24 protein-coding genes are annotated in these 15,841 nt (G+C 56.4%); 3 read left to right on the top strand and 21 right to left on the bottom strand.

Annotation, left to right across the window (positions count from 1 at the left end; genetic code table 11):
- Window positions 1–219: 219 nt before the first annotated feature.
- From HV340_RS23645 to HV340_RS23565, 17 genes are all read right to left on the bottom strand, one after another.
- Window positions 220–1,560 (bottom strand): IS1202-like element ISEsa1 family transposase, encoded by a 1,341-nt coding sequence (locus HV340_RS23645; protein WP_181216571.1) that lies wholly within the window; start codon window positions 1,558–1,560, stop codon window positions 220–222.
- Between the two features lie 68 nt (window positions 1,561–1,628).
- Window positions 1,629–1,694 (bottom strand): DUF5431 family protein, encoded by a 66-nt coding sequence (locus HV340_RS23640; protein ID WP_157844161.1) that lies wholly within the window; start codon window positions 1,692–1,694, stop codon window positions 1,629–1,631.
- A gap of 169 nt (window positions 1,695–1,863) precedes the next feature.
- Complete coding sequence (locus tag HV340_RS23635) at window positions 1,864–2,238, bottom strand: hypothetical protein (RefSeq protein ID WP_181216570.1); 375 nt, start codon at window positions 2,236–2,238, stop codon at window positions 1,864–1,866.
- Between the two features lie 56 nt (window positions 2,239–2,294).
- On the bottom strand, window positions 2,295–2,621 hold the full coding sequence (locus HV340_RS23630; RefSeq protein ID WP_033488164.1) for a hypothetical protein: 327 nt from the start codon (window positions 2,619–2,621) through the stop codon (window positions 2,295–2,297).
- Window positions 2,618–3,346: a plasmid SOS inhibition protein A gene (locus HV340_RS23625; RefSeq protein WP_033488163.1), complete on the bottom strand. Its 729-nt coding sequence runs from the start codon at window positions 3,344–3,346 to the stop codon at window positions 2,618–2,620. The genes HV340_RS23630 and HV340_RS23625 overlap by 4 nt, the downstream gene beginning before the upstream one ends.
- Window positions 3,343–3,777, bottom strand: coding sequence for a conjugation system SOS inhibitor PsiB (gene psiB, locus HV340_RS23620; protein WP_033488162.1), 435 nt, complete (start codon window positions 3,775–3,777; stop codon window positions 3,343–3,345). The genes HV340_RS23625 and psiB overlap by 4 nt, the downstream gene beginning before the upstream one ends.
- A 37-nt stretch (window positions 3,778–3,814) precedes the next feature.
- Window positions 3,815–5,827 (bottom strand): ParB/RepB/Spo0J family partition protein, encoded by a 2,013-nt coding sequence (locus HV340_RS23615; protein ID WP_181216569.1) that lies wholly within the window; start codon window positions 5,825–5,827, stop codon window positions 3,815–3,817.
- A 67-nt stretch (window positions 5,828–5,894) separates the two neighbouring features.
- Window positions 5,895–6,260, bottom strand: coding sequence for a hypothetical protein (locus HV340_RS23610; protein ID WP_015572064.1), 366 nt, complete (start codon window positions 6,258–6,260; stop codon window positions 5,895–5,897).
- 43 nt (window positions 6,261–6,303) lie between these two features.
- Window positions 6,304–6,576, bottom strand: coding sequence for a hypothetical protein (locus HV340_RS23605; RefSeq protein WP_047353215.1), 273 nt, complete (start codon window positions 6,574–6,576; stop codon window positions 6,304–6,306).
- A 279-nt stretch (window positions 6,577–6,855) separates the two neighbouring features.
- Window positions 6,856–7,206 carry a hypothetical protein gene (locus HV340_RS23600; RefSeq protein ID WP_181216568.1) on the bottom strand — a complete coding sequence of 117 codons (351 nt, stop codon included), beginning with the start codon at window positions 7,204–7,206 and terminating at the stop codon, window positions 6,856–6,858.
- A gap of 139 nt (window positions 7,207–7,345) precedes the next feature.
- Window positions 7,346–7,543 (bottom strand): hypothetical protein, encoded by a 198-nt coding sequence (locus HV340_RS23595; protein ID WP_023345621.1) that lies wholly within the window; start codon window positions 7,541–7,543, stop codon window positions 7,346–7,348.
- A 49-nt stretch (window positions 7,544–7,592) separates the two neighbouring features.
- Window positions 7,593–8,003, bottom strand: coding sequence for a DUF1380 family protein (locus tag HV340_RS23590; RefSeq protein WP_033488160.1), 411 nt, complete (start codon window positions 8,001–8,003; stop codon window positions 7,593–7,595).
- Window positions 8,004–8,045: 42 nt separating this feature from the next.
- Window positions 8,046–8,474: an antirestriction protein gene (locus tag HV340_RS23585; RefSeq protein WP_033488159.1), complete on the bottom strand. Its 429-nt coding sequence runs from the start codon at window positions 8,472–8,474 to the stop codon at window positions 8,046–8,048.
- A 355-nt stretch (window positions 8,475–8,829) separates the two neighbouring features.
- Window positions 8,830–9,252: a DUF1380 family protein gene (locus tag HV340_RS23580; protein ID WP_181216567.1), complete on the bottom strand. Its 423-nt coding sequence runs from the start codon at window positions 9,250–9,252 to the stop codon at window positions 8,830–8,832.
- A 55-nt stretch (window positions 9,253–9,307) separates the two neighbouring features.
- A complete protein-coding gene (locus HV340_RS23575; protein ID WP_013087144.1) occupies window positions 9,308–9,529 on the bottom strand; it encodes a hypothetical protein in 222 nt (73 codons plus the stop codon).
- A complete protein-coding gene (locus HV340_RS23570; protein ID WP_033488157.1) occupies window positions 9,526–10,218 on the bottom strand; it encodes a DNA methylase in 693 nt (230 codons plus the stop codon). The genes HV340_RS23575 and HV340_RS23570 overlap by 4 nt, the downstream gene beginning before the upstream one ends.
- A 530-nt stretch (window positions 10,219–10,748) precedes the next feature.
- On the bottom strand, window positions 10,749–11,216 hold the full coding sequence (locus HV340_RS23565) for a hypothetical protein (RefSeq protein ID WP_033488156.1): 468 nt from the start codon (window positions 11,214–11,216) through the stop codon (window positions 10,749–10,751).
- Here HV340_RS23565 and HV340_RS23560 point away from each other — a divergent pair.
- Window positions 11,215–11,409 carry a hypothetical protein gene (locus tag HV340_RS23560; RefSeq protein ID WP_074162140.1) on the top strand — a complete coding sequence of 65 codons (195 nt, stop codon included), beginning with the start codon at window positions 11,215–11,217 and terminating at the stop codon, window positions 11,407–11,409. The two genes, HV340_RS23565 and HV340_RS23560, sit on opposite strands and share 2 nt — an antisense overlap.
- Before the next feature lie 182 nt (window positions 11,410–11,591).
- Here the strand turns inward: HV340_RS23560 and HV340_RS23555 are convergent, their stop codons facing one another.
- The 4 genes from HV340_RS23555 to parM are packed head-to-tail and all read right to left on the bottom strand — an operon-like array spanning window position 11,592 to window position 13,727.
- Entirely contained in the window at window positions 11,592–11,795 is a 204-nt protein-coding gene (locus HV340_RS23555; protein ID WP_033488155.1) for a hypothetical protein, read from the bottom strand.
- A 28-nt stretch (window positions 11,796–11,823) separates the two neighbouring features.
- Window positions 11,824–12,087: a hypothetical protein gene (locus HV340_RS23550; protein ID WP_181216566.1), complete on the bottom strand. Its 264-nt coding sequence runs from the start codon at window positions 12,085–12,087 to the stop codon at window positions 11,824–11,826.
- A gap of 3 nt (window positions 12,088–12,090) precedes the next feature.
- A complete protein-coding gene (locus HV340_RS23545; protein WP_033488153.1) occupies window positions 12,091–12,753 on the bottom strand; it encodes a plasmid partitioning/stability family protein in 663 nt (220 codons plus the stop codon).
- A 2-nt stretch (window positions 12,754–12,755) separates the two neighbouring features.
- Window positions 12,756–13,727: a plasmid segregation protein ParM domain-containing protein gene (parM, locus tag HV340_RS23540; protein ID WP_162489785.1), complete on the bottom strand. Its 972-nt coding sequence runs from the start codon at window positions 13,725–13,727 to the stop codon at window positions 12,756–12,758.
- Between the two features lie 231 nt (window positions 13,728–13,958).
- Between parM and umuD the strand changes: the two genes are divergently transcribed.
- Entirely contained in the window at window positions 13,959–14,390 is a 432-nt protein-coding gene (gene umuD, locus HV340_RS23535; RefSeq protein ID WP_033488151.1) for a translesion error-prone DNA polymerase V autoproteolytic subunit, read from the top strand.
- Complete coding sequence (locus tag HV340_RS23530) at window positions 14,390–15,661, top strand: Y-family DNA polymerase (protein ID WP_181216586.1); 1,272 nt, start codon at window positions 14,390–14,392, stop codon at window positions 15,659–15,661. The genes umuD and HV340_RS23530 overlap by 1 nt, the downstream gene beginning before the upstream one ends.
- Window positions 15,662–15,841 lie beyond the last annotated feature (180 nt).

Genomic DNA, 15,841 nt, shown 5'->3' with positions numbered 1-15,841 from the left:
TCCACAAAACTGCCAACTTCCGCTTCTTGCTCTTAGCGGACATTAGCATAGGCTATTTACCATAACGCCTCATTACGCGCACCGCCCAGACTGACTCAGCGCGTTTCTGGCATATCCCCGGTAAAACAAGTAACAAACCACCCGAAAATGAACACCAGAAACGCGACTTAAGAATCTACCCTATGAATGGATATGCACTCAACCGAATCGATCTTGGTTTCAATCTTTTTTATCGGGATCAGGCTTCTTTTTAGGTAACTTCGGGGGCTTAACTTGCTGATGACTTTGCGTTCGGCGCGTAAGCCAGGGATGGTCAGCTTTAGGTTTAACATAGTATTTTGAGCGTAAATCAATACGGGCATTATCCACTCGTTCATGGACACTCTTTTCATCATCCAGTGGTATAGGCTCCGGGCCATCAACATACTTTTCCCAGCCCAGCGCTTTCCCGTCATACAGAACGTTAATTTCACCGTCAAAGTTCTCGCATACAGTAACAACCGAATGCTTAAGTCGATATCCCCGGCCCTCACTGCGTACCTGAAACGCACTGCTTTTGTACTGGAAAGTGAGATTTTTAGACAGAACGCGCTTCGCCTGTAGGCTGAAGATATAACCCAGTTCCTCTTCAGAATGGTGCACATCAAGATGAGCATTATCAGTAGTACGAGGCGACGTAGCGAACCGGTTGTTATAGGCTTCAATAAAGGTCGGCAACCATGCATTTGCTGTTTCAATATCACTGATATTCTGAAGCCGCATTTCTTTGACCAGCCTGTCCTGTAGTGTCTGATTGGCGCGCTCTACCCGCCCTTTTGCCTGCGGGCTGTTGGCATGGATTGGCTCGATGCCCAGTGTCTTTATCGCACGAGTGAACTGGGTCAGCTCACCTTCCCGCTCTGGGTTATTTACCCTGAATATACTGTGTCTATCAGAGTAGAGAGCGAGCGGTACGCCATGATCATTAAGGTAACCCCGGAGGGTTTCCATGTAAGCCCGGGTTGTTTCAGCAGGCACAAAACGCAACGCCATCAACGCACTGGTGGCATCATCAATGAAAACGATCAGTGTACATCTGGGGCCTCGATTTTCAAACCAGTCATGAGGTGAGCCATCAATCTGGATCAGTTCACCGTAAGATGGTCGTCGCATGCGGCGTTGATATATACGGGCAATTTTACGACGGCGTTCACGCCATAACCCCTCTTCTATCATCCACTTTCTGAGAGTTTCAACGGATAAAGATAAACCGTGTATCTCGCGCAATTTTTCGCACGCAAACGTAGGTCCAAAATCAGCGTAACGGCCTTTGAGGAGTGAAATTACTGTTGCTCTGAATTCAGTAGAAAAGGAATTATTAGGACGCTTTCCACGTCGGTGGGAAACCAGACCAGAAGGCCCTTCATTTCTATACCGTTGCACCAGACGTTTAACCTGCCGAATAGAAATGCCAATGCGTGCCGCAGCTTGTTCCTGAGTAATATGTCGATTAATTGACTCCTGAATAATCTGAAGTCGGTGGAGTTCCTTATGACTCATCGTAACAGTCTCTTTGATCATGAAAAATCCCCCAGAGAATTGTCTGGGGACATTTTAGAATGGTTCAAAGGGGACATTACAGCTTGGTGTTAACAATGGCCTTCTTCTCCTTGCCTTGCGGCATCTAAGAGGCTATCCTGATGTTGTCTAGGCATACAGGTGGCCTCGTGGGTTAATGAAAATTAACTACGGGGCTTTCTGCTTTCTGCCACACAACACGGCAACAAACCACCTTCACGTCATGAGGCAAAAAGCCTCAAGCGCCACGTCGATTATACCGGGCAGGTGCTCTTTCTTACCAGGTATATCCACGCTTTATGCTGCTTAACGCCTGAAATATCTCACGTATCCCCATGCCGCGATCAATACGCCCGTGACCAGCGCAAGATTGGGCAAAATCACGTCCCCGGCACTTACAAATACGGCCTCAGAATTACCTTGCCCCCAGAATGCCAGCTTGTACCCGACGCCCCAGACAAAGAAGATAATCCCGGCACTCAGAACGCCGTATTTAATTACGCAGAGCAGGACTTTATCGAACCAGCCTGGCGTATCACGCCATGTGATAACCATCGCTATCAGACTGCATATGAACAGGCCAGCATAATAGCCTGTCGTGCCTTCCCATTCTGGCGCAGCATGCCTGACGATTAAAAAGAACAGCGCGTACAGTAATATAACGAGCAACCAGTACCTCATAGTCCTGCTTTCCTTTTGTATGGCCATCTGTTCAGTCAGACAGCATTGTATCTGATTCATCGGGCAGACTTGCCATTGAAATACGCCGGACGCGCTGCCAGTTCCCGCTCGATTAACTCATCGGCAAACAAAGGGGCAACACGATTAATCCGTGCCTGCATGTTGCGCCTTCTCACCGCTGCTTTCCGTTCATCGCTCCAGCGCTGGATCTGTTTCTGACCGAGAAAATCCACGCATACAGCGTAACCTGAGCCAGCTACCCAGCGTGACATTACCTCTTCAGGTGCCGCCTGCCCTGCCTCCACGACAACTGAAACCAGCTCCAGTGGACCAGGGCAGGGCATGTGTGGCAATTTCCAGCGCAGGGAATAGCGCCACTTCATACACCGCTCCGATCAGCCAGCTTATTTGGCACCTGCCAGCGTTCAGCGACACGAACATGCTCAGGTGTTTCCCGGACAATAAACGGGATTTCATACATCACTGCATACAGCGGCTCACCGCTGATGCGAAGCCAGTCAAGTTCCTTCAGCGACGCGAACCGCGACTGCCAGCGCCAGAACGGTGCAGCAAGCTCTGCCGCGTCAAACTCGTCGCTCCACCGGGTGTACCAGGTGCAGACGGTTTCCGGTGACTGAAAATTCAGGTCGATTTTCGCCTGCTCCAGCAGGTTCTGGCGCAGTTTCCAGCGCTGTTCGTACTCACGGGACTGGCGGCGAAGCTGACGCGTGGTCTTAATGCCGGACCTGTGCAGCCGTCGCCCCGTGCGGGTGTGCATGACTTCAGGGAATAGCTCGGCCTGCACGTCAATCGTGAGCGGCAGCGGGCAGGCTTCGCCACAGGTGGCAATCATCGTGTTAAGCGCTTCCTCGACCTGTTTCAGGTTCGAATGACGGTTATTTGGCACCCAGTGCAGGCCAGGTATTTTATTGGCCACCGTGGCGTTGAGGCGTCCGCTGCCCGTGAGCAAGCGCAGAAAGATACGCACATACGGCATGGCGGGCAGTCGTGCGCCGCGTTCGCGGGCAGACTCAACATGGCTGATAGCCTGAATTGCAGCCTGACGGGCAGGCTTCAGGGAAACGAGCGCGTGTGAGGACGGGATCATGCTGTCACCCCCACGCTCATCAGGTTCACCACAGTGCTGGCTGTGCAGTTAAAGCGGCGCATACCTGCCAGCTGCGCGATAAGCTGGTTTATCCGGTCAGGCTGGAGCGTGTCGCTCTGGTAAAGGGTACGCACCACTTCACCGCCGGAGGAGAGCAGCACCAGAAGCCAGTAAGGCGAGACTTCGCCGGGGCTGCACACGCACAGATGCCAGTCATCGCTGCCTTCCGCGCTGAAGCGGCACTGGACGGGGAAGAAGCCACCGAACTCGGTGCGGAACTCGGCACAGACGCACCATCCTTCAGGTGTCGACAGAAGGCCGGTCACGGCATCGCTGAGGGCGCGGCGCGCGTCCTCGCCCTGCTGACGGATAAACTCCAGGTCTGTGGCGGTCAGGGTGTTGATTCGGTTCAGGTCATATTGCATGGTCATGTCTTTTTCCGCCGCCCGAAGGCGGCGGCCTCCGGTATTAAGCAGCGTGGTCAGTGGTATCAGCGTCGGATTCAGTGGCTTCTTCAGCCTCAGCGGCTGGCGCAGGGCGCACCATCCAGTCAGGCAGCCAGCCCTGAGCATTCAGATCCTGTTCGGCGGCCTTTGCCGCATCGCGGCGCTTGAGCTTCACAATCTCTCCGGCGCGGGCACTCAGTCCGGCTTCTTCGTAGGCCTTGCCGATCTGGGCGATGGTAAGCTTGCCGAAGTAGCTCTCTGCCCCCGGTTGCCACCACTTGCGCAGGTCAAAGTCCAGCGCCGCTTCCAGCGCGTCCAGTTCACTGGTGTCCGTGCGGTTATACAGGCGTTCCTGAATGCCGTTGATACCGTGCGCTGCACAGAATCCCAGCAGTGTGTTCACCTGCTCGGCTGACCATGACAGCAGCCAGGTGAAATCGAGATGCCAGTTTTCGGGCAGCGTTGCCTGAAGCGCCTCTTTCTGTGCTTTGAGCGCCGTCAGCGCCTTCCCTTCTTCACCGGATGGAGCCAGTGATGCAAGGTGATACTGATTCGAGGTCACATAGGCTTTCAGCGGTTCGCTGCGCTTGCCGTGGGTGCGGTCAAAGAGCGCAAGACACAGCGTCCACGTCAGGAGCGCCACCGATACATCAGGTCGACCCGCCAGTTCCGCCTGAACGGCAAGAGTGCGCTCCGCCGACATGGCCTTAACCAGCGTTGCCGGATAGGCGTCAGCGGGAATGTCAGGCGTGGTGTATCTGATAACGTTCTTTTCACGTTCCTGACGCGCCTGTTCTTCTTCTGCCCGGTCTTCGTCGGTCAGCTTGCGGATACCAGGCTGAACCTGAAAATTGCTACCGTCCCATGACACCCAGATTCCGTGCGCGGCGCGAAATTCCGGCGTGGCTTCGCGATACTCTGCCTCGCAGTAAATGTCATCGATCTGCTGCTGAAGCTCGTATTCGTCATCGCAGGTTTCAGTGGCGTCCCTTTGTTCTTCCAGCTCGCTGACGCGCTTCTGTTCTTCTTCCGTCAGGACAGCTTTCGGCATGGCAAAACGGTAAAGTTCACCGTCCTCACCACTGAAGCTTAGTTCCGTCATACGATACTCAGCCCAGCCCCAGCCCTGCTCCTGCTTAACGCGGGCGGCGAGCACGGTGAGCTTGCCAGCCAGCAGAGATTTCACCAGCGCCGCATCGGCAAAGGTGCTGTCCTTGTCGCTGAACAGGTCTGCGGTCAGCGTACCGCCAGCGGCGGTATAGGCTTCCTCGCCCACATACTCAAACATCGGGTGACTGATGGCCATCTTGTCGTCGGTCACCATTTTGCGCAGGGTCTGTACGGCAGGATCGCGCCACTGTACAACAGCCTCTTTCCAGACCTGCTCCTGACGCTCATGGGTATCAGCAAGTGTCAGGACTTCACACTGTTCAAGGGAGATTTCATCCCGCGCCAGCGCATCCAGCAGGGACGAGGCAAGATTCGCCAGCTTCAGGCAGCGCTGAACGTGGCGCGGGTGATAGCCCATCAGTGCGCCGATCTGAGAAGCCGTTTTACCTTCCTGCTGAAGGGTACGAAAACCGATAATCTGCTCGGCGGGATGCATGTTTTTACGTCGACCGTTCTCGATCATCGAGGCCGCCACAGCCATCTCCACGGGCAGGACTTTCACCGGAACAAACGGCGTGTCTGCATCGAGCACACCGCGCATCACCAGAATGCCTGTGCCTCTGCGGCGACCTTCCCCGCCGACAATGCCGATCGTACCGTCCGGCAGTTCTGCACCGATCAGGTTTTGCAGGATGCCCATTGCCTGAATGCTGTCTGCCATCTCTTCCACTTCCTGATCGGTATGCGGAATGATGCGCGTGTTTAAGCCAGTGTGTGACAGGCGGGAGTACGGGAAGATTTGTACGGGCGTATCAGCAAGCAGCTGGACGAGCTTCTGCTCGGTAGACTGCGCGATTTTTTCCGCAGATTTAGTCTGACGGGTGGTCTTGGCTGGTTTTTTTGCCGTAGTATTGGTGGCGACCATGATTTTTACCTCTCAGTGATAGTTGTGGTTAGCCGTGGCCGGAGTGCGATCCGGTCACGGCACTCGGTTAACCGGTAATGCGTTTCGGGTGTGCTGCCAGTGCTCCAAAGGACGGATAGCCATCAAGAAGCTGCATCATGACTTTTGCCCCTTCCAGCATCGCTTTATCCGTTACGCTGCCGCTGTTTTCACACACGTTGATCGTTGCCACGATCCCCGATTTCACATCTGAAAAACGCTCATACATGCGGTTGCTGAACAGGACTCGTTTGCCTCCTGCCATCACCTGCCAGTTGTTGCAGTCATTAAATCGGGTGTCCACGTTGTCAAACTCGACCACGTGGGTGTCGCTGGCCTGAATGCGCAGCAGCTTCACGATTTCGGTGCTCTGCCCGACCTTACGGGTCGCCGGACGGGTGTTAAGGTTCTGCATGTTTCCTCCTTCTCTGGGTTAAGGCCGGACATCCGGCCTCCGGTTAAAGCTGCACGTATTGCAGATTGCGTTTCAGTTCAAAAAGAAAATCCGGTTCAAACGACCAGGCGCGCCAGTTAAGCGTTCCGTTGGTGCGGATCTCCACCTGCACGTCGCCGTATCGGGATACGTCGGACAAGGTGACGGTGACCCCCGCCTTCAGCGCAGTGGCCTGAGCCACCCACTCCCGTGCGACAGAAACAGGGTTTTGTTCTTCCCCCATCTTCCTGGAAGATTCCTGAGCGGCGGTTTTGACGTTGACGTTTCGTGTGTGCATCCTGGTTTTCTCCTGTGGTGATGGTTGTCCATCTCCCTGGTGAGTTCTCTCGCGGCAAGGGCCGAGTAGCTACGGCCGGGCGGCAGGAGAAGGGCGGAGACAAAAGTTTTTGCGTCCCGCAAAAACTTTTGGCGGAGTGCATTTCACCCTTCGGATGACGACCAGACGGTGCTACGAATAGCCCTCCGCGTGAGGACGCACGGGGGATGGCCTCACCGGGGGAACAGGATGCACACACCCGACACGTCGGAACGGCGTGGCGCCATTAAAGCGACGGCATCAGCCGGCGCGGTGAAGGCGTTCCGGACGGCACGGCCGGAGAAGCCGCAGCTTTTGACCTTCGCCATCAGACCCTAGCGTTAGCCCGAAACCCGTAGGGGTTCGGCGGAGCCCGGCGGGTGCGTCAGCAGCCGCCCTGGCGGAGTGGGGCTCGACGACCGGACAGCAGCGCTGGCCGGGAGCCGAAGGGGGCCAGAAGTGGGATTCTGGTGTTTTCAGAGAATTTGCTGATCGGGTTTCAGAGCCTCCACGCCACGCCACGCCACGCCACGCCACGCCACGCCACGCCACGCCACGCCACGCCACGCCACGCAGGACCGTATCCGTGACAATTTGCCCCCACAATGCCATTCCTCTGCATTTCTCCTGACTTACACCAGGGGCGGGAGGGGGCAGCGCCGCAGGCGCTGGCCTTGCCGCCCCGTCAGCCCGAAGGGATGACTGGGTTTTCGCGCGCGAACAGGCGGCGCCTATGCCCCGCCCGGATTATTTACTTTCCATCCCCCTGACCGCCCTGGAGAATGAAGTGGCCGCAAAGATAGACGGCACACTGGCGGGTAGCCGATTCGCAGATCTCATCCAGCACTTTCGCTGTGGTTACGGGGCTGAGTCCGGATTCGCGACGTCGCTCGTTGATGAGCGTTTTATACTGGCGCAGGATGCTGCGGGTTTCCGGTGACAGTTGCATGGTGTTCTCCTTTTTTCAGTTTCCGGAGGCAATGCCTCCGGCTTCTCAGTCAGGCCTCGAGCGCAGCGCGCAGGCTCAACATGACGTCATTTTCTTCTTTCAGGGTTTCTTCTGCCGATCCGCCGCCATCCTCAGCGCATACGGCGATACGCTCCATTTCCTTCCCTGCAAGCTGCATCACCACCGCAAGCGCCGCAGCCGGAATGGTGACATTACGGTGTTTCCGTTTTTCTTCCACCATCACCTCAACAATGTTGTAGATGAGAGGGACACACCCGGAGGGATACAGCTCTGCCTCCAGTCTTTCCATCACCACGTCGATCTCTTCATCACTGAGATCCCAGTCAATGCAGAGACCGCGAATATCGTTCCGGCTCCAGCTGGCGAATACAAATTTCTCGCCGTCATTATCGTCATCACGCAGCATTTCGATGGCGATCTCTTTTGCTGTACCAATCATGTTTTTCTCCTTTAGTCGGGCGGCATCGCCGCCCATGGTCAGTCAGTCAAGGGCACGCCAGATCGTGGCGCTTTCAGGGTGGGTATCAGCAAATGCCATAAGCTGCTCATAACGGCGACAGAAGTGGCGGCACAGCTCCTCATGGTCATGGTTGCTGTGGTGCCAGCTCCGGTGATTCAGTACCAGCGCCGTGAGGATGATCCCCGCCACTTCCCCGCTGACAGTCTGCTCAAACCAGTTATCCGGATTGCACAGGGTCAGGCTCTCCACGTCAGGCGCCATAAATCCGCCCCCGTCCGGCAGCCGGTAAAACTGCCAGAATCCCCCCTGATACTCGGGGCAGTAGCGCCAGGCGTAGGCGTACACGGACGCCTCGGACGTCATAAAATCGCCGCCAAACAAATCAGGCAGGAAAGTCAGGCGCTGCGCACCCTCAAGACGAACAGCATCACAGGTCACGGTCTGGTTCATAGATCCTCCACGGTTAACATATTCTCGGTTCCGGCATCGCCGTGACGACACGACAGACCGGCGAAAAGCGGAAGACGCAGGGGCGACGCCGCAAGCCGCAGCGCAAAGCCTTCACGGGCTGAATGCACCGTGAAGGGTGCGAACGGGTGAGGACGGAGGCGTCAGCGAACCCTTGTGGTCGATGCGGCCGGGCTACAGTGAAGTCACGGCGCATGCCGTCACCGCACGGAGCTTCTGGGGAGTTTCATTGTCCCGACGTGGCCAGGCGGGCGGCGTCGGATAAAAGCGGAAGGCACTGACGTCCTTATTCGCTGTGGATGGCCACCGGTTGCCGGGGCGTTACCCCGGCGTTCTCTCAGGCGGCCAGCACCTCCTGTAGGGCGCGAACGTTATTCAGCTCATTTCTGACGGATTCCGGCTCCTGCCGCCCGGCTTCCCAGGCCATACCGATCCGGTTTTCCAGCTCGCATTCATAGTTGCGCAGGATGCGGGACAGAAGTACCGCCGGTACACTAACCTCACGGTTTGCCGCTTCGCGCTGGCGGGTCAGAAGCTCGCTGACAGTCTGATTATTTACCCCCTCCTGGCGGTATTGCGTCATTTTCATTTCGCCGAGCGCCTTCATCACCTCCCGGATTTCAGCCCCGTCCGGTTCTGGCTGGGCTTCACGGCAGGCCACGCTAATCCCCTCTTCCGTCCAGACCAGCAGGACCAGGGGTTCGTCAAACGTGAACATGTTTTCAAGCTGTACACAAAGTTCTTCGCGGGTTCCGTACATTGTTTTTTCTCTCTTGTAAGGGGTTACAGGCCGGGCCTCCGCCCGGCAGGGTCAGTCAGTCCTGAAAGGTCTCGTCCAGCACCAGGGCTTCGCGGTAGGCTTCCAGAAGCAGGGTGTTGATCCGGCGCAGGGTCTGCGCTGCCATACGTTCAGTAAGCGTTGCCGCGTCGTGCCGGTGCTGCGATTCGAGGCGGTTCAGCAGCATCCGCACATCACACATGGCATTGCTGAGCGCGGCCACATCCGCGCGCAGGTGTTCAAGGCCCGGGTAATTCATGCTGCCTCCGGCCAGTCAGGGTAAAACGCGCCGTCATTGGCCGCCGGCATCCTTCTCGCCCGTTCAACCTGTGCCAAACGGCGGACGCCGGCGGCGTGGTACTCCTCAAGCATCTCGATCCCGATATAGCGGCGGCTGGCTTCGGCGGCGGCCACGCAGGTGGAGCCGCTGCCGGCGAACGGGTCAAGGACTATGGCCCCCGGACGCGTGAGCGATTCAATCAGCGGTCGCAGGCTCTGCACCGGCTTCTCCGTCGGGTGGTGTCGGTTGCCCGTGTATTTCCAGGGGATCACGTCCGGGATAGGACGGTCCGGGGTTTGCGGCCTCCCCTTCGCCAGCAGGTAGGCGCTCTCATGGGTGTAACCCACGAACGTCGATTTTGAGGCGTAGGACTTGGCAAAGACGATATGGCCAACCACCCGGAAACCGGCCGCTTTCCACGCATTCAGAAACAGATCCGCGCGGTTCCAGGCATAGAAGCTCACCATCAGGCTGTCGTTTTTCAGCACGCGGTACATTTCATGACAGGCGGGCTGGAGCCATTCGGCAGAGTTGTCCCCGGCCAGGGTACGGCCGGTACGGTCCTTATAGCCAACCAGATACGGGGGATCGGTAAGAATAAAATCGACGGCTCGCGCCGGGAAACGGGACATCACCTGCACGCAGTCACCCAGAATATAACGGGACATAGACACACTCCTCTCTGATATGCGGCACCCTCTTGGGCCGTGCCGCCACAAAAACCCGGCTCTGAGCGGAGGACGCAGGGGCGTTCCCGCAAGCCGCAGCGCAAGCCCTTCACGGGCTGAATGCACCGTGAAGGGTGCGAACGGGTGAGGAGAACGGCGATGAGCTTCCCTTGCGGCCGCAGCGGCCGGGTTAGCGTGAAGGCACGGCGTTGAACACGCCGCCGGCTGGCGGCAATAAGGCGGAGGGAACCGACATCCTTTGTTACCGGTTCTGGTAGCTGATGAGTCAGGCAGGGTATGGCAGAATACACACTGATAATGGATCCGCGCCGTTATCTTACATGTGTGCCTTTGATTTCAGGACGTCCCCGACCGGAGACGTCTTTTTTTTGAGTAGGATATATGGCAGGTGAAAGTGAGAAGTGATTGTGCAATCATCTGTGTCGAAAACATCTGATGGGTTTTCACTTACAACGAATTTGACACATTTGAGGACGCTCTTTTCCCGGAAGGCGTCCTGTTTTTTTACGTCAACCCCCCTTCACCCTGTCGATGGCAAACTGCAGCGTGTCCCAGTTAAAACCGATGCCTGCATCGTGGCTGTGGTCGCAGATACGCATGGCTTCTGCAATTTCCTCCTCCGACAGACTGCCATCGAGGGACAGAAAATCATCTTCCAGCCAGAACGTCCCCATACACAGTGCATCCGGTGGGTACTGCTTCAGCCTGGCGATGAGCCCTGCCACCGTCACATCATCACGACATGCAGGACGCGACGGCAGGACGCGATCAGCGATGTCGTTCCAGCACCAGTCATCGTCGTCCGGTACGGGTTCCAGCAGGGTCAGTAATTCCACACCCGGCAGCCGGGAGAGCTGCTCCAGAACCTCCCCCAGAGAAAGTCGCTCTCCGCTGGCATCTTCACTCCACAGGTAATGGTGATTGATATAGACGGCAAACTCGCCGTTATCGAGTTCAATACAGGTCAGTCTGAACATGGTTGTGTCCTCAGCATCCGGCACCCTCTTGCGCCGTGCCGCCACAAAAACCCGGCGAAAAGCGGAGGACGCCAGGGCGACGCCGAAGCCGCAGCGCAAGCCCTGCACGGTGCATTCAGCCCGTGAAGGGCGCGAACGGGTGAGGACGGAGGCGACAGCTTCCCTGGCGGCTGAAGCGGCCGGGTTAGCGTGAAGGCACGGCGGCCTATCTTCCGGGACAACGTTAAACAGGGCGAGATAATTTCACATAAAATTAAAATGTGATTTACATCACAAAACAATACATTATAATCGCCGAAAAATTAAGCGTTTAGTTTTGACGGCAGGGATGAGATGTCACCCTGCCGTTTTTTTCTGAAGTGTACGGGGCCGGATTTAACGCGCAGGAGCAGCACCAATACGTCTCAGCGCATCCTCTACTTCACGCAGTCCAAAAATATCCTCAGGCGGCTGCTCTTTTCCGGACAGGCTACATACCGTAAAGACGGCATTTGATGCGGTTAATCTCTCGCGGAACAACGCCTGCAGTGCCACAACGACCAGCGTACGTTCGTCTCCTGTCAGTTCTTCAAGCTGCATACTGTTTCCTTCAGGTTAATGTTCATATTCATCCCCGCCCCTTTGGTTTTTTCTCGTCAAACGCCAGGAGAACCCCGAGGCCGATCAGTGAGGCATAGCAGACCTGCATCGCGATTGTCACCGGCAGGAAGATGTTATCAACAAGAACGCCGGGAACCACAACGGCCACGCCTGCCAGTATCATTCCCCTGCCGGTCTTTTTGACCAGATCCGGCCACTGAGATTCAGGCACGTTCCGGGCACGCAGAAAGTTATGAATGCACTGCTCTGCCTTTTGTTTAATCACTGACATGTTTTAGTCTCCGAATGCCCGTCGCATATTTTTCTTTATCCTGGTCGCATCACCGGTTACCGGTGCAGCAGGCTCTGCTGGTTTCTCCGGTACTGCAGCCTGACTCACGCCAGCCGTACCGGCCATCTGCTGGACCAGAACCTGCAGCTCGCTGACCGTGCCGGGCGGTACCGGCATGCTGGCCAGCAGACGCGGCAGCTCCGGCGCGGTCGTATGCAGGGCCAGACCGGTGATAATCAGGTTTCTCAGCAGCTCTCCGCGCAGGCGGGATGACACCCCCGTCAGCACACGTTCAACCCGCTCACTGCTCCGGTCATCCAGAAGCGTCAGGGTGTAACGCCGGCGCTGGTATTCAGTATCCGGTGACATGGCCAGAGCCGCCACGCCACCGTCAGGCTCATCAGGAAGTCCTGAGAGTGAAGACCAGGTGCCGGAGACCAGCGCCATCACGGCACAAAGCCGGATGGCGCTCAGATGCCCGTCAAAGAACACCGGGATCAGCGCCGGTAAACGGGCATCCGTCTGGTACATCACCGCCCCGGCGGTGGCGGCGGTCCGGATGAAGTCACCGCGCAGGGGCTGTGAGATGGTGCTGATGGTCGCCATCGCCGCGATGTCGGTGCGATCGTCGCTGTGCAGATAGAAAGAATACTGGCCGTCCGGCACGTTTAGTCCTCTTTATTGTAAAGGGCAATCTCTCTGGCCAGTGCCAGCTGCGGATCGCCGATAACCTCGATACGGTCAGGAGCCAGAGGCCAGGCCTGACGGATAGCCTCTTCAATGAGGGATGCCCCTCCCCCGACCAGGAATACCCGGTTAACGTTCCTGAAGGCCGTCAGCTCACTGGTGACGCGCGCGCCCAGGGAAGTGATTGCCTCTGTAATTTTGTTCAGAACATCGTCGATTTTTCCGGCATCGTTGATCACACGCTGCAGATACTGACGATCGTTGCGGTTGCGGATGACCGTGTCAGCAATAAGCGCGCTGGTTTCGCTGTCTGCAGCCCGCAGCGCGCCTGCAGCTGCGCGGGTGACCTGCGACACGCCGACAGACGGATTGCCGTGTACCGCACTGATATCGTCAAACTGTCCGACAATCACGCCGGCATCGAGCGTGGTTCCGCCGAGATCGATAATCAGGGTGGTCTCTGCGGGACCGGGCTTCAGCTCCGCGAGACGGGAGAACGCCGCCGGCAGTGATTCCGGCATCACCGTCACGTTCGTTACGGTAAAAGCCCTGCCCTTATTCAGCACCAGTTTACGCATCAGGTTTTCCCGTTTGCGTCGGATGTTCTCCTCGTTCCGCTGGCAGTCCCCGTCATAATACTCGCTCAGGGGCAGCGTCACGGTCAGGCTCACCGGCTGCGGCTCAAGTCCGCTGTTCAGCAGGGCATGATGCACGGCCAGCAGGTTGAGATCACCGTACTGATATTCCACGTTTGTTGTCGGGATGGCATCCCGGCTGACGCTGTCCCAGGTATATTTCAGCGTGCCCACCTCATAGTTGAACGTTGCAGCACTGAATTCCGCCACTTTCCAGCCATGCCGGAAGGAGTTAGCAGAAACCCGGGTCTGCAGCTCGTTTCCTTCAAACCATGCCAGCTTAACATTAGTTGAACCATCATCGCAGTAAATATTCACCATTATGCTCCGTCAATTACACTCAATTTGATACATATTATAAGAGCAAAATGGAAAAATAAAAGCCTTATTTCTCATAATGAGAAATACAAAATAATCAAAATGATATTACTGAACATTTTGAGTAGCTTAGGTTACTCACTCTGTTCATGGCGCAGGCGATCTGGATTATCCTCACGCTGTTAAATATACTGTATGCATAACCAGTATATTTAGACGTCAGGAGGAAAGATGAAACTGCAGCTTTTCAGCACCGGGAAAGAACTCTCGCCACAGGCCCATCCGTTGTTTGCAGACCTGGCCAGCTGCGGTTTTCCCAGCCCTGCAGCTGACTATGTCGAATCCGATCTGGATCTCCATGATTACTGCATACGGCATCCGAGCGCGACTTACTACCTTCGCGCCAGCGGAGACAGCATGGCCGACGGCAGCCTGTACAATGGCGATCTGCTGGTTGTGGACTGTGCCGAGAAGCCCCGGCATGGCGATATTGTTGTGGCCAGCGTGCAGGGGGAGTTTACTGTCAAACGGCTGCTGCTGACGCCACGACTGACGCTGCAGCCCATGAACGCCGCCTGGTCGCCGATTTATCCCGACCCGGACGATCTGGATATCTTTGGCGTCGTCACGCACATCATCCACCGCCCGAGGGAGATGTACTGATGTTTGCCCTGGCCGATGTGAACAGCTTTTATGCCAGCTGCGAACGCGTTTTCCGCCCGGATTTGAAAGGAAAGCCGATCGTCGTCCTGAGCAACAACGACGGAAATGTGATCGCACGCAGCGCCGAGGCGAAGCCCTGGATAAAAATGGGCACCCCGTGGTTCCAGATAAAGAACGAGCTTTACCCGGAAAAAATATACTGTTTTTCAAGCAATTATGAGCTTTACGCTTCGATGTCGGCGCGCGTGATGAGCTGTCTGGAGGAGCTGGCGCCCAGGGTGGAACAGTATTCGATTGACGAGATGTTCCTCGACCTGACCGGCGTGGAGCACTGCATGGCTCTGGAGGACTTCGGCCGGCAGCTGCGCCAGCACGTATATGACTGTACCCGTCTGACCATCGGAGTGGGGACTGCTCCAACAAAAACCCTTGCAAAATCAGCACAATGGGCCTCAAAGGAGTGGAAACAGTTTCGTGGTGTGCTCGCCCTGACTCAGGGTAATCCTCAGCGAACGCGGAAACTGCTTTCACTGCAGCCGGTCGAAGAGATCTGGGGCGTGGGAAACCGTATTGCACGCAAGCTCAATGTTCTGGGCATTAAGACCGCGCTCGACCTGGCCCTGACGAACCCGGCCTTCATCCGCAAAAATTTCTCCGTCGTTCTCGAGCGAACAGTACGCGAACTGAACGGGGAAAGCTGCATGTCGCTTGAGGAAGCACCACCGACGAAACAGCAGATCGTCTGCAGCCGCAGCTTTGGAGAGAAAATCACGGAGTACGATTCGCTCCGCCAGGCTGTCTGTCAGTACGCAGAGCGGGCCTCAGAAAAGCTGCGTAAAGAGCGCCAGTACTGCCGGCATATTTCCGTATTCATCAAAACGTCTCCGTTCGCCGTTAAAGAGCCTTACTATGGCAACGTGGCCACGGAGAAACTGCTTACCCCCACTCAGGACACCCGGGACATCATTGCGGCCGCCACAACGGCTCTGGGGCGTATCTGGAAGGACGGACACCGGTATGCCAAAGCCGGTGTGATGCTGAATGACTTCACCGGCTCCGGCGTTTCGCAGCTGCAGCTGTTCGACGAACGTCCTCCACGTCCTCACAGCGCTGAGCTGATGAAGGTTCTCGATGGCATTAATCATTCCGGGCTGGGACAGGTCTGGTTTGCAGGACGAGGTATTGCGCCTGCATGGCAGATGAAACGCGATATGCTCTCCCCTGCGTACACCACCCGCTGGAAAGATATCCCCATAGCGAGGATCGGTTAAATTTCGCCTTTCAGAGAGAGCCAGTAGTGCTCGCCGCAGCCGAACGACAGGGCGAAGCCCGCGAGTGAGCGAGGAAGCACCAGGGAACTGCACGGACAAATTCTGCTTACGCTCGGTGTTTAATGGATACCCCACTCTGTTTATCCACTTATCCACGGGCATATTTTTATAAGATCTTTT

The sequence above is a fragment of the Enterobacter sp. RHBSTW-00975 genome (genome assembly GCF_013615235.1).
GTDB classification, from domain to species: Bacteria; Pseudomonadota; Gammaproteobacteria; order Enterobacterales; family Enterobacteriaceae; genus Enterobacter; species Enterobacter ludwigii.
This window is presented reverse-complemented; position numbering and strand designations above follow the sequence as displayed.